We start from the raw sequence: 12,075 nt of genomic DNA on the forward strand, positions 1-12,075 counted from the left end.
TGGACCGCGTCAGACCAGCTGCGCCCCGTCGGCCCAGACGGCCGCAACGGTGAAGTCGTCGTTCAGGATGAGCGCATCGGCGGCGAACCCGGCCGCGAGCGTGCCGAGGTCGTCGCCGCGCCCGATGGCGCGGGCGGGGACAGCCGTGACCGCCGCGATCGCGGTCTCGATGTCGATGCCGACCTCGGTGACCGCGCGGCGCACCGCGTCGTCGAGGGTGAGCGTCGAACCGGCGATGGAGCCGCCGTCGACGAGCCGGGCAACGCCATCCGTGACGGTCACCGCGAGGTCGCCGAGCAGGTAGTCGCCGTCGGCCGAGCCAGTCGCGGCCATGGCGTCGGTGATGAGCGCGATGCGGCCGGGGGCGGCGTTGAACGCCATCCGCACGACCTCCGGGTGCACGTGGGTGCCGTCGTTGATGACCTCCAGCGTGACGCCACCCGCGTGCATGGCGGCGGCGACGGGGCCCGGCGCGCGGTGGTGGATGCCGCGCATGCCGTTGAAGGCATGGGTCAGGATGCTGGCGCCGGCGTCGAAGGCCGCGAGGGCCTGGTCGTAGTCGGCGGCGGTGTGGCCGACGGCGACGGCGACCCCCGCGTCGACGAGGCGGGCGATCGCCTCCTGCGCGCCCGGCAGCTCGGGGGCGAGGGTGATCTGGCGGAGGGTGCCAGAGGCGGCATCCAGCATCGCGTCCAGCTCGGCGGGGGCCGCCGAGCGCAGCAGCGCCTCGTTGTGCGCGCCCTTGTAGGTGGTGTCGAGGAACGGGCCCTCCAGGTGCGAGCCGAGCACCAGCGGGTCGATCGAGGCCAGCTCCGCGACGGTGCGCAGGCTGCCGAGCAGCGCCGAGCCGGTGTTGGTGACGAAGGAGATGACAGAGCGGGTGGTGCCGTGCGCGCGGTGCACGGCGAGCGCGGCGCGGATGCCGTCGATGCCGTCGTCGAAGGCGGCGCCGCCCGCGCCGTGGCAGTGGATGTCGACGAAGCCGGGGGTGAGCCAGCGGCCGCCTGCGTCGGTGACCGCGGTCTCCGCGGTCGCCAGCTCGCGCCAGCCGTCCCCGCTGCCGACGGCGAGCACGCGCTCGCCGGAGAACGCCACCCAGGCGTCAGCGGTGACCTGCCCGCCGGTGACGAGGCGGGCGGAGTGGATGACGATCGTTGCGGGGCTGAGGGGATTCGGGTTCACGGCATTAGTGCTCACTGAGCGATGATCACGTCATATCCGTGCTCGGTCAAGGCGGCGCGCTGTTCTGCGGTGATTCCGGCGTCGGTGATGACGGTGCCGAACAGCCGGGCGTCGCCCATGGCGGCGAAGGCCTTCTTGCCGATCTTGCTGGAATCCGTCACAAGCACGGCGCGGGCGGCCCGGGAGGCCATGAGCCGGTTGACGCTGGCCTCGCGCTCGTCGTGCGTGGTCGCGCCGAGCACCGGGTCGAGGCCGTTCGCGCCGATGAAGGCGATGTCCAGCGTGACGCTGTTCAGCACCGCCGCGGCGTAGTCGCCGACCAGCTCGTAGGAGCGCGCGTGCACGACGCCGCCGGTCATCACCGTCTTGATCTGCGGACGCATCGCCAGCTGGGAGGCGATGTTGATGGCGTTGGTGACGACGGTCAGATTGGCCTGCGGGCCGGCCTCGGCCAGATCGGGCCGGATGCCGAGCGCGGAGGCGATCACCGTCGATGTCGTGCCGCCGGAGAGGCCGACGACGGCGCCGCGCGGCGTCATGGCGCTGGCCGCCCTGGCGATCGCCGACTTCTCCTCCGCGTGCTGCTGCAGCTTGTAGCGCAGCGGGAGGTCGTAGGCGACGGTCTGCCCGATCGCCCCTCCGCGGGTGCGGGTGAGGAGGTTCTGCGCAGCCAGTGTGTCCAGGTCGCGGCGCGCGGTGGCGGGCGAGACGTCCAGTCGGCTGACGATGTCGTCCACCTCGACCTGCCCGTCGGCGGCGAGCAGGTCCAGGACGGCGTTCAGTCGTTCGGCGCGGTTCATGCGAAGACCTCCGTCGGGGTGCGCAGGGCGAACAGTTCCAGCAGCCTGGCCGCCTCGGCGGTGACCGCCGCGCGGCCAGGGGCGATGTACCTGCGGGAGTCGACCACGGCGGGGTTGGCGTTCAGGTAGCCGCGCAGCGCCTCCGTGAAGTGCGCGTTGAGGTGCGTGGAGACGTTGATCTTGGTCATGCCGGCCCGGATGGCGGCCTGGATCTGCGCATCGGATGCCCCGGAGGAGCCGTGCAGCACGAGCGGCACGTCGAGCGCCGCGCGCAGCTCGGCGATCAGCGCGGTGTCGAGGCTGGCGGAGCGCTCCGTCATCGCGTGCGAGGAGCCGACGGCCACGGCGAGGGCGTCCACGCCGGTGGCGGCGACGAACGCCGCCGCCTCGGCCGGGTCCGTGCGCACGCCGGGGGCGTGGGCGCCGTCCTTGCCGCCGACCTTGCCGAGCTCCGCCTCCACGTAGACGCCGGCGGCGTGCGCGCGCTCGACGACCCGCGCGGTGATGGCGACGTTCTCGGCGTAGGCCAGGTGCGCCCCGTCGTACATGACGGAGCCGAAGCCGAGGTCGATGGCCCGGTGGGCGAGCTGCTCGTCCTCGGCGTGGTCGAGGTGTACGGCGACCGGGGCGGTGGACGCCCCGGCGATGGCGAGCGTGGCCAGGGCGATCGGCTCCAGCGCGCCGTGGTAGCGGGCGCAGTTCTCCGAGATCTGCAGGATGACGGGCAGCCCGGCGGCCTCGGCGGCGGCAACCAGCGCCTCGGCCGTCTCGAGGTGGATCACGTTGAACGCGCCGATGCCGGTGCCGGCGGCCGCGGCATCCGTCATCAGGGTGCGGGTCGGGGTCAGCGTCATGAGGGGGTCTCCGTGTGGCGTTCGATGCGGATGGTGGTCGACAACTCGTCATGCAGGGGGGAGATCTCGCCGGCCAGCGGCATGAGCACCGCGGCGGCCGACCACGCCGTCGCCCGGCGCAGGATCGCCTCGGTGGGCGGGGTGGTGCCCGGCGACTCCGCGAAGCAGCTCGCGGCGGCGGCGACGGCGGCGTCGCCGGCCCCGGTCGGGTTGCCGGCCAGCGGCTCGGGCAGCCGGGCGCTCAGGTAGCCGGACGGGTCATCGGCGCTGACGGCGATCATGCCGGCGCTGCCGAGCGAGAGCAGCACGAGCCGGGCGCCGCGCGCGATCAGGGTGCGCGCGCCGCGGATCGGGTCGGCGATGTCCGTGGCCGCGACGAGCTCGTCGCGGTTCGGCTTGAGCACCGTGGCGCCCGCATCGGCGGCCGCGAGCAGGGCCGGGCCGGAGGTGTCGATGATGCTCGGGATGCCGGCCGCCGCGGCCCGGCGCACCAGCTCGAGGTAGAAGTCGGTGTCGGCGCCGGGCGGCAGGCTGCCGGAGCCGACCAGGCAGCTGGCGCCGGGAAGCGCATCGTCGACGGCGGCCAGGAGCTCGGCCCACTCGGCGGCGCTGTGGTCCTCGCCGTACTCGTTGAAGATGCTGGTCTCGTCTGCGCCCGCGTCGTAGAGGGCGAGGGAGCGCCGGGTGCTCGCAGCGACGGGAACCAGGGTGTGCGGGACGCCGCTCGCGCTCAGTTCGAGTTCGAGTTCCGCCCCGGTCGTTCCGCCCGCGGTCGCGATGGCGAGAACGGCGAGGCCCTGCTGGTCGGCGACGCGCGCCACGTTGAGGCTCTTGCCGCCCGCACGGGCCATGCCGCTCGGCACCCGGTGGGTGGCGCCGGGCTCGATCCTGTCCACCCACCAGGTGAGGTCGAGGGCGGCGTTGGGGGTCACAGTGATGATCATGCCGTGTGCTCCGTCTGGACCAGGTCGCGGGCGCGCAGGGCCGCCCCGATGAGTCCGGCATTCTCGCCGATCTGGGCGGCGACGATGCGCGGCCGCCGGTGAAAGGTGAGCATGCCGTCGAGTGCCGCCTCAAGCGGCTCGAACAGGGCGGGTCCGGCCTGGGCGAGCCCGCCGCCGAGCACGACGACCTCGGGCGCGATGATCGTGATGACCTGGGCGATGCCCAGTGCCAGGGCGTGCACGGCCTCGTCCCAGACCGCCTGCGCGAGCGGGTCGCCGGCCTGGGCGCGCTGCAAGACGGCGCGGGCGCCTTCCGCGGGCGTGCCGCTGCGCTCGGCGTAGCGGCGCGCGATGGCGCCGGCCGAGGCGATCGCCTCCAGGTGGCCGCGGCCGCCGCACGAGCAGTCGGGGCCGTCCGCCACGATGGAATGGCCGATCTCGCCGGCGTAGCCGCCGGCGATGTGCGGCCGGCCGTCGACGAAGAAGGCCCCGGCAAGACCGGTGCCGATCACGAGGACGGCGGCGTCCTGCGTGCCGCGGGCCGCCCCGAGGCGGAACTCGGCCTCGCCGGCTCCGCGCACGTCATGGCCGAAGGCGACGGGCAGGCCGAGGCGATCCACGCCGAGCTCGCGGAACGGCGCGTCCCGCCAGCCCAGGTTGGCGGCGAACACGCCGATGCCGTTCTCATCGTCGACGAGGCCCGGCACGATGATGCCCGCCGCGCGCGGGGCGACGGCGGGGAACTCACGGGCATACCGGGCGGTGATCTCGGCCGCGAGGGCAAGGACCGCGCTCGGGGTCTCCGCGCCGGCAAGCGGCGTCGGTGTGCGGGTCAGCCCGAGCATGGTGCCGTCGCCGGCGAACAGTGCGGACTTCGTGTCGGTGCCGCCGACGTCGAAGGCGACGACGGCGGCACCGGCGCCGAGCGGGTGCGGGGGCATGGGAGCGGGAATCACTCGCTCAGGATGACAGAACGCGTGAGGTTGCGGGGTGCGTCTGCGTTCAGGCCCTTGGCGCGGGCGCGCTCCAGCGAGACGCGCTGGGCGCGGATCAGGTCGGCCAGAGGGTCGAGCGAGCTCGTCTCGAAGCGTGCGCCGGTGCGCGCGACATCCGCCGCCAGCCCCACCGGGGCCTCGCCGAACATCCAGGTGACGCGGCCGGGGGCGGCGATTGCGATCGGGCCGTGGCGGTACTCCATCGCCGGGTACGACTCGGTCCAGGACTGCGAGGCCTCGCGCATCTTGAGGCCGGCCTCGTGGGCGAGCCCCACCGTCCAGCCGCGGCCGAGGAAGGTGTACTGCTCGGCGGTGAGCAGCTCCTCGTCGAGCGGGGCGTCAACGGCGGTCTGGGCGTCGGCGATGGCCTGGTCCAGGTTCTCGCCGAGCGACGCGCGCAGGAACGTGAGGGCGGTGGTGGCGAAGCGGGTCTGCACGACGGACTGCTCGTCGGCGAAGGGGAGCTTGACCAGATCGTCGACGTCGTCGACGAAGGGGGAGTTCACGTCGCCGACGATGCCGATGATGCGCTTCGCTCCGCGCTGGGCGCGCACCAGCTCGAGCACCTCTGAGGTGGTGCCGGAGCGGGTCAGCGCGATGATCGCGTCGTAGTCGCGGTCGACGAAGGCCTCGGATGCCGCGTACGCGTCGGTCACGCCCTGGCCGCTGCGCTCGCGCAGCTCGGCGTAGGCCTGGCCCATGAACCAGGAGGTGCCGCAACCGACGATGGCGACCTTCTGCCCGGCGGCCGGCATCAGCGACTGCTCGGCCGTGAGCGCCGCGGCGCGCGCCCAAACCTCGGGCTGGGAGGCCAACTCGATGGCCATGTGCTCCGGTGTCAGCGCTGTCTGCTGGGGGTCCGTCATGGGAATCTCCTCGGTGTTGTGCGCCTGGGTGGCCGATTCGGCGACGTGCTCGCAATGACTGCTTCAATGATCGAAGCTGATCTTATCTGCGAGATAACCATCACTGCAACGCACGTTGGGGAGCGAAGACTGCAGCAACATGATTTGTTAGGAGTGCTAATGAAGTCTCGGTAACGATTTGGTCGCGGTATTGACTGGGCGCGTGATGCAGGTCATGATTTCGAGCATCCGGTGAATGATGTTGATTGTTTACCGGCTATAACAGTCACGAAACACCAGACGAGCACCCGCGAGTCGCTGTTTCCGACACAACGCACTGTCGCGTGAGGCTCCTTCGGCGGCAGGGCATCCCATTCAAGAGTGAGGAAGCACCAATGAAGAAGTCTTTGCGCGTCGGCGCCATGGTCGCAACCGCGGCGCTGGCATCCATGACGCTCGCGTCCTGCGGATTCGGAGGCGGCACGAGCGGCGACGCCGGTGACGCCGGCGGCTCGGCCACGACGCTGAACCTGCTCGTCCCCAGCTACTCCGACAGCACCAAGGGGTTGTGGGAAGACGTCATCGCCGGCTTCGAAGCCGCCAACTCCGACATCAAGGTGAAGCTGGAGGTGCAGTCGTGGGACAACCTCGACTCGGTCATCACCACCAAGGTCTCCGGCGGCCAGGCCCCGGATATCTTCAACGGCGGCCCGTTCGCCGGTTTCGCGGCCGACGAGCTGCTGTACACGACCGAAGAGGTTGTCTCGCCGGCGACCTTCGCCGACTTCCAGGACACGTTCATCGAGAACGCCGCGGTCGACGGCACCCCCTACGGCCTGCCGCTGATCGCCTCGGCCCGCGCGCTGTTCGTCAACAACGACCTGCTCGAGCAGGCCGGCGCGACCATCCCCGCCACGTGGGATGAGCTGCTCGAAGCGGCCAAGAAGGTCTCCGCGCTCGGCAACGGCATCGCCGGCTACGGCATGCCGCTCGGCTCTGAAGAGGCGCAGGCGGAAGCCGCTGTGTGGCTCTGGGGCGGTGGCGGCACCTTCGGTGACGAGACGACCATCACGGTCGACACCCCGGAGAACCTCGTCGGTGCCCAGTTCATCCAGAAGATGGTGACCGAGGGCGCGACCCAGGCGGATGCCGGGTCGACCGATCGCACCCCGCTGATGGACATCTTCGTCCAGGGCAAGATCGGCATGCAGGTCGGCCTGCCGCCGACCGTCGGCCAGATCGCGGCCGGGAACCCGGACCTGAACTACACGATCGCCCCCATCCCGACCAAGGACGGCAGCGCCCTCACCGTCGGCGTCGCCGACCACCTGATGGCGTTCAAGAACGACGGCACGAAGCAGGAGGCGATCACCAAGTTCTTCGACTACTACTTCTCTGCCGATGTCTACGTGCCGTGGGTTCAGACCGAGGGCTTCCTGCCCACCACCAAGTCCGGTGCCGAGCAGCTCAACGGCGAGGAGTCGCTGAAGCCGTTCCTCGACGCGCTGCCCGCCGCGGAGTTCTACCCGAGCACCAACCCCAACTGGTCCGCCACCGACGCAGCGTTCAAGGCGCTCTTCGGCCAGCTGGCACAGGGCAAGGATGCCGCGGGCGTACTCGCCGAGATCCAGGCGCAGTCCGACGCCGGATAAGCAAGAGAACCGACACCGTGGGATCGATGAGAGCAGCGAGATGAGCAAGACGACGAAGCAGAAGACATCGATCCCTGCGGGGGCGGCCACCGGCCGCCCCCGCAGCGGGACGGGCGGGAAAGACCTGCTCGACGCGTTGCCGTGGATCGCCCCCGTGCTGGCCCTCATCGTCGGCGTGGTGTTCTTCCCCGCCGGCGTCATGTTCTACAACTCGACCCGCGACATCAGCCAGAGCGGGATCGACAAGGGGCCCGTCGGCTTCGACAACTACCTCGAGGTCTTCAACTTCGCCTACTTCTGGCCGATCTTCGGCAGGACGATCGTCTGGGTCATCGCCGTGGTCGTGCTGACCGTGCTGCTCTCGCTCGCGCTCGCACAGCTGCTGAACAAGGCGTTCCCCGGGCGCCAGCTGGTGCGGCTCGCCGTGATCGTGCCCTGGGCGGCATCCGTGGTCATGACGACGATGGTCATCTACTACGGCCTCGAGCCGTACTTCGGAATCATCAACAAGTTCCTGGTGGACATCGGCCTGATCGACACCCCGGAGGGCTTCGGCTGGACGAGGAACGCCGACACGGCATTCGCCTGGTCCATCGTGATCGCCGTCTTCGTGTCGCTGCCGTTCACCACCTACACGCTCCTGGCCGGCCTGCAGGGCGTGCCGGGCGACGCCATCGAGGCCGCCAAGATGGACGGGGCGAGCCCGTCCCGCACCTACTTCAGCATCGTGCTGCCGCAGCTGCGCGGGGCCCTCAGCGTCGCCGTGCTCATCAACATCATCAACGTGTTCAACTCGCTGCCGATCCTCAAGGTGATGACAGGGTCGATCCCCGGCTACGACGCGGACACCATCATGACGATGATCTTCAAGTACATCCAGAACCAGCACAAGATCGACGTCGCCAGCGCGCTGAGCGTCGTCGCGTTCGTGATCGTGATCGTGATCGTGGCGATCTACGTCAAGGTCGTCAAGCCCATGAAGGAGGTCTGATCGTGAGCACCGCGACCCTGCCGGAGCAGAGCACCCACGCCCCGGCCGTCTCCCGGCCGCCCGTCAAGCGCAAGCGGCGCTACACCGAGGACCAGGTCTCGGCCGGCAAGGTCGCCTGGCGGATGGCGGCCGGCCTGGCCGTGCTGCTGATCTTCATCCTGCCGTACCTGATCATGTTCTTCGGCTCGGTCAAGTCCAAGTCCGAGATCCGCTCCGTCGACCCCACCTACCTGCCGACGGAGTGGCGCTGGGAGAACTACATCACGATGTGGTCGACGCCCGAGACGCCGCTGGTGCAGAACCTCGTGTCGACGATCATCATCTCGGTCTGCGCCACGCTGCTCGTGCTGCTCGTCGCGCTGCCCGCCGCGTACTACACGGCACGGTTCCGCTTCCCGGGGCGCATGGTGTTCCTGTTCCTCGTGATCGTCACCCAGATGCTGCAGCCGGCTGTGCTGACCTCCGGCCTGTTCCGGCAGTTCATGACGCTGGGGCTCTCCGACACCTGGCTCGCGATGATCCTCGTGAACGCGGCCTTCAACCTGTCGTTCGCCGTGTGGATCATGCACAGCTTCTTCGCCGGCATCCCGAAGGAGGTCGACGAGGCCGCGCAGATCGACGGCGCCTCCCGGCTGACCGTGCTGTTCCGGATCAACCTGCCGCTGGTCTGGCCCGGCATCGTCACCGCGATCGTGTTCACGTTCGTCGCCTGCTGGAACGAGTTCGCGGCCTCGCTGGTCATCCTCTCCACCGACGGCAACCAGCCGCTGTCCGTGGCGCTGACGAAGTTCGTCGGGCAGTACGAGACCAGCTGGCACTACGTCTTCGGCGTGTCCATCGTGGCGATCGTGCCCGTCGTGGTGCTGTTCATGCTGATCGAGAAGCGGCTCGTCGGCGGTCTGACGGCCGGCAGCGTGAAGTAGCCGGCGCGCCTCCTCGGGAGGTGAAAGTGGGCGAGGGAGGCCCGATTCTGCGGAATCGGCCTCCCTCGCTCGCTTGTGCCTCCGGTGTGGGCGTGGTCAGCGGGCCAGGTGTGCCCCGCGCGCCATCGCGGCGAGGATCTGTGCCTCCACGGTGGGCCAGTCGAACAGGATCTGCCTATAGTCGAAGCGGAGAACCGTGTAGCCGCGCAGCACGAGGCGGCGATCCGCGGCGATGTCCCTCCCGCGCTGATCGGCCTGATGGTAGGCGAAGCCATCAATTTGGAGGACGAGCCGTTCCCCGATCAGCCCGTCGAGCCGGTGGCCATCAACCAGCACCTGCTGTTGCATCCGGATGCCGAGCCGCTCCAGGCGTACCCGCGGGATCGTCTCGATGCCTGAATCGGAGAGGCTGGTGCTCGCCGTTCGCACGCGGTTCGCGGCGGCGCTCCTGAGCTGCAGTCCCGCCAGGTAATCGGGGCTGAACGCGTCGCGGTTCTGCGCCGACTCCCACACCGCGAGCGCATTCTCGAACGGCTGGCAGTCGGCGATGTGCACGAGCGCATTCTCCAGGGGCTCGACGAGGCCGTACCGCGGACTCGGCAGGGGGCCTCTGCCCCAGTGGGCCCGGTGCGGGCCCGCATCGAAGTGGCCGGCATTGGGCGGAACCGAGAGGTGTAGCAGGCCGTCGTCCAGATGCCAGAGCCCGAATTGTGCCGCGGCGCTCAAGCAGCTGAGTCGCGCCCCGAGCCTGGCCGCCACGACGAGATTCTCGGGGGCCGCGGGGGTCGCGAACCATCGACGGCGGATACGGCGGACTCGGCGATCGGCGATCGGCGATCGCGGCGCGCACGGCGTAGCTGGTGTAGCCGGCGCGTTCCACGTCGTAGAGGTGGGCGATCCCGGAGCGGGTGTTGAGCCAGTCGGCGAGGTGCATGCGCTCAGTGTCGCCCGCAGCTCCCGGTCGCGGAATGTCCGCGGGGACCGCTGTGCACAACTCGCGTGCGTGGCGCCCTGTGGACAGCTCCCGTTCGTGCGGGCGGGAGGTGAAGGCGATCAGGGGAGGCCACTCCGCGCGGGAACGGCCTCCCGTGCTCACTCTTGCCTCCCGTGGCTAGCGCCAGTCGAGCTCCGGCGTGCGGTGGTAGCCGACGCCCAGGGCGTCGAGGCGCTCGGCGAAGGCGAGCAGGCGGGGCGAGAACTCCGCGAAGCTCCGCTCGGCGCCGGGCTGCGCCCAGGCGATCTCGGCGACGGATGCGAGCCGGGGGAACACCATGAACTCGACGTCGGCGATGCCGGAGAGGGTCTCGGTCCAGACGGGGGCCTCGACGCCGAGCAGCGCCGCCTCGTCCACGCCGGGCACGATGGCGGCCGGGTCCCAGGAGTAGGCCTCCTCGATCGACGTCGGGCCGTCGGCCCAGTCCTGGCCGAGCCGGTCCGTGTCCGGGTAGTGCATGTCGAGGTAGGCGACGTCGGCGGGCGACATGATGACGCGGCCGCCCTGCTCGACGAAGCTCAGCGTGTGCGGCGCCGCGTCGGCGCGGGGCGCGACGAAGTCCCAGTACTGCCCGATGGTGCCGGGGGCGAGCTCGCGGGACTGGCCCATCTCGTGCCAGCCGATGACGGTCTTGCCGCTGGCGGCGCCGATCGCGCTGGCGCGGGCGACGAACGCCGAGAAGTCCTCGGCGCTGAGCTTCAGCGACTCGTCGCCGCCCAGGTGGATGTAGGGGCCGGGGGTGAGCTCGGCGAGCTCGCGCACGACGTCCTCGACGAAGCGCCAGGTGGCCTCGGCGGTGGTGTCGACGTTGCTCATGCCGACCTCGGTGCCGCGGTAGGTCTCGGTGGCGACGCCGCCGATGTTGAGCTCCGGGTAGCTGGCCAGGGCCGCGTTGGTGTGCCCGGGCAGGTCGATCTCTGGCACGATCGTGACGAAGCGACTGGCCGCGTACTCGACGATCTCGGTGTAGTCGGCCTTCGTGTAGAAGCCGCCGCCGCCCAGCACCGAGGTGGAGCCGCCGATCTCGGTCAGCCGGGGCCAGCTGTCGATCTGCAGGCGCCAGCCCTGGTCATCGGTCAGGTGCAGGTGCAGCACGTTGAGCTTCAACAGGGCGATGTCGTCGATGTAGCGCTTGACCTCGGCCACGCTGTAGAAGTTGCGGGCGACGTCGAGCATGGCGCCGCGGTAGGCGAAGCGCGGCGCGTCCTCGATCTGCACGGCCGGGGCGACCCAGGCCACGTCGTCGGCCACGCGCGAGGAGCCATCGAGGGCGGCCTCGATCTGTGCAGGGAAGAGCTGGCGCAGCGTCTGCACGCCGAGGAAGAGGCCCTCGGCGCTCGCCGCGGCCAGCGCCACGCCTTCGGAGTCGACGTGCAGCGAGTATCCGGGCGCCGCCGAGGGGTCGATGACGAGGCGGATGCCGGCTGCGGCATCCGTGCCGGCCGGGTTCACCGGCAGGTCGAAGCCGGTGCGGGGGCGCAACAGCTCGGCGAGGTACTCGCCGACGGCTGCAGCCTCGGCGCCCTGCTCGGCGGTGTCGCCCGCCGTGACGATGGCGTCGTCCGCGGCCAGGGTGAAGCCGGCGCCGGGGAGTTCGGTCAACGAGGTGGGGGCTGGCACGATCGCGATGGTAGGCATGCGTTCTTTCTTCTCCGGTGAACCGACCCAGGATGCCGCGACGGCCACGGTCGCCCCGCCCAGCGCGAGAACGGCGATCACGCCGCCCGCGAGCTGCCAGCGCTTGCGATTCATGGCCACCCCGTCTCTCCGCCGCGGGGCGCGCCGGGTGCTGCAGGAAATCAGTTGCCCGAGTATGTCAAGTTTCCTTACTACTGCGCAAGTGCGCGGATCACCCGGCCGGCGGGGTTTCGGGCGGCCCGGGGGAGCAGCTAGGC

Annotated in this window: 11 protein-coding genes; 3 read left to right on the forward strand and 8 right to left on the reverse strand. The window is 70.4% G+C overall.

The window, feature by feature from the left end; all coding sequences use genetic code 11:
- Positions 1–9 precede the first annotated feature (9 nt).
- From nagA to BLT62_RS05495, 6 genes are read right to left on the reverse strand one after another with little or no spacing between them, the layout of a single operon-like run.
- Complete coding sequence (gene nagA, locus BLT62_RS05470; protein ID WP_231919358.1) at positions 10–1,197, reverse strand: N-acetylglucosamine-6-phosphate deacetylase; 1,188 nt, start codon at positions 1,195–1,197, stop codon at positions 10–12.
- Positions 1,194–1,982 (reverse strand): DeoR/GlpR family DNA-binding transcription regulator, encoded by a 789-nt coding sequence (locus BLT62_RS05475; protein WP_083363151.1) that lies wholly within the window; start codon positions 1,980–1,982, stop codon positions 1,194–1,196. Before BLT62_RS05475 ends, nagA begins: the two co-directional genes overlap by 4 nt.
- Positions 1,979–2,836 (reverse strand): class II fructose-bisphosphate aldolase, encoded by an 858-nt coding sequence (locus tag BLT62_RS05480; protein WP_083363152.1) that lies wholly within the window; start codon positions 2,834–2,836, stop codon positions 1,979–1,981. The genes BLT62_RS05475 and BLT62_RS05480 overlap by 4 nt, the downstream gene beginning before the upstream one ends.
- Positions 2,833–3,780, reverse strand: a complete 948-nt coding sequence (locus tag BLT62_RS05485) for a 1-phosphofructokinase family hexose kinase (RefSeq protein WP_083363153.1) — start codon at positions 3,778–3,780, stop codon at positions 2,833–2,835. Before BLT62_RS05485 ends, BLT62_RS05480 begins: the two co-directional genes overlap by 4 nt.
- Positions 3,777–4,736, reverse strand: coding sequence for an ROK family protein (locus BLT62_RS05490; RefSeq protein WP_231919359.1), 960 nt, complete (start codon positions 4,734–4,736; stop codon positions 3,777–3,779). The genes BLT62_RS05485 and BLT62_RS05490 overlap by 4 nt, the downstream gene beginning before the upstream one ends.
- Positions 4,733–5,641 (reverse strand): SIS domain-containing protein, encoded by a 909-nt coding sequence (locus BLT62_RS05495; RefSeq protein WP_083363155.1) that lies wholly within the window; start codon positions 5,639–5,641, stop codon positions 4,733–4,735. Before BLT62_RS05495 ends, BLT62_RS05490 begins: the two co-directional genes overlap by 4 nt.
- Positions 5,642–6,015: 374 nt before the next feature.
- Here BLT62_RS05495 and BLT62_RS05500 point away from each other — a divergent pair, with 374 nt between their 5' ends.
- Genes BLT62_RS05500 through BLT62_RS05510 form a run of 3 tightly spaced genes read left to right on the forward strand, consistent with a single transcriptional unit; the run spans position 6,016 to position 9,186 of the window.
- A complete protein-coding gene (locus BLT62_RS05500; protein WP_083363156.1) occupies positions 6,016–7,272 on the forward strand; it encodes an extracellular solute-binding protein in 1,257 nt (418 codons plus the stop codon).
- Between the two features lie 40 nt (positions 7,273–7,312).
- Complete coding sequence (locus BLT62_RS05505; RefSeq protein WP_083363157.1) at positions 7,313–8,263, forward strand: carbohydrate ABC transporter permease; 951 nt, start codon at positions 7,313–7,315, stop codon at positions 8,261–8,263.
- A 2-nt stretch (positions 8,264–8,265) separates the two neighbouring features.
- Positions 8,266–9,186 (forward strand): carbohydrate ABC transporter permease, encoded by a 921-nt coding sequence (locus BLT62_RS05510; RefSeq protein WP_197675170.1) that lies wholly within the window; start codon positions 8,266–8,268, stop codon positions 9,184–9,186.
- Positions 9,187–9,282: 96 nt separating this feature from the next.
- On the opposite strand, the gene BLT62_RS05515 is transcribed toward BLT62_RS05510, so the two are convergent.
- A complete protein-coding gene (locus BLT62_RS05515; RefSeq protein WP_156786248.1) occupies positions 9,283–9,741 on the reverse strand; it encodes an endonuclease domain-containing protein in 459 nt (152 codons plus the stop codon).
- Between the two features lie 556 nt (positions 9,742–10,297).
- Positions 10,298–11,932, reverse strand: a complete 1,635-nt coding sequence (locus BLT62_RS05520) for a family 20 glycosylhydrolase (RefSeq protein ID WP_156786249.1) — start codon at positions 11,930–11,932, stop codon at positions 10,298–10,300.
- Positions 11,933–12,075: the final 143 nt, after the last annotated feature.

The organism is Microterricola viridarii (assembly GCF_900104895.1).
Taxonomy (GTDB): Bacteria; Actinomycetota; Actinomycetes; order Actinomycetales; family Microbacteriaceae; genus Microterricola; species Microterricola viridarii.

What these genes read in the sequence shown, in the direction of transcription:
- BLT62_RS05475 (WP_083363151.1), bottom strand. Translation starts at nt 1,982, where the DNA reads ATGAACCGCGCCGAACGACTGAACGCCGTCCTGGACCTGCTCGCCGCC.
- BLT62_RS05480 (WP_083363152.1), bottom strand. Translation starts at nt 2,836, where the DNA reads ATGACGCTGACCCCGACCCGCACCCTGATGACGGATGCCGCGGCCGCC.
- BLT62_RS05485 (WP_083363153.1), bottom strand. Translation starts at nt 3,780, where the DNA reads ATGATCATCACTGTGACCCCCAACGCCGCCCTCGACCTCACCTGGTGG.
- BLT62_RS05495 (WP_083363155.1), bottom strand. Translation starts at nt 5,641, where the DNA reads ATGACGGACCCCCAGCAGACAGCGCTGACACCGGAGCACATGGCCATC.
- BLT62_RS05500 (WP_083363156.1), top strand. Translation starts at nt 6,016, where the DNA reads ATGAAGAAGTCTTTGCGCGTCGGCGCCATGGTCGCAACCGCGGCGCTG.
- BLT62_RS05505 (WP_083363157.1), top strand. Translation starts at nt 7,313, where the DNA reads ATGAGCAAGACGACGAAGCAGAAGACATCGATCCCTGCGGGGGCGGCC.
- BLT62_RS05520 (WP_156786249.1), bottom strand. Translation starts at nt 11,932, where the DNA reads ATGAATCGCAAGCGCTGGCAGCTCGCGGGCGGCGTGATCGCCGTTCTC.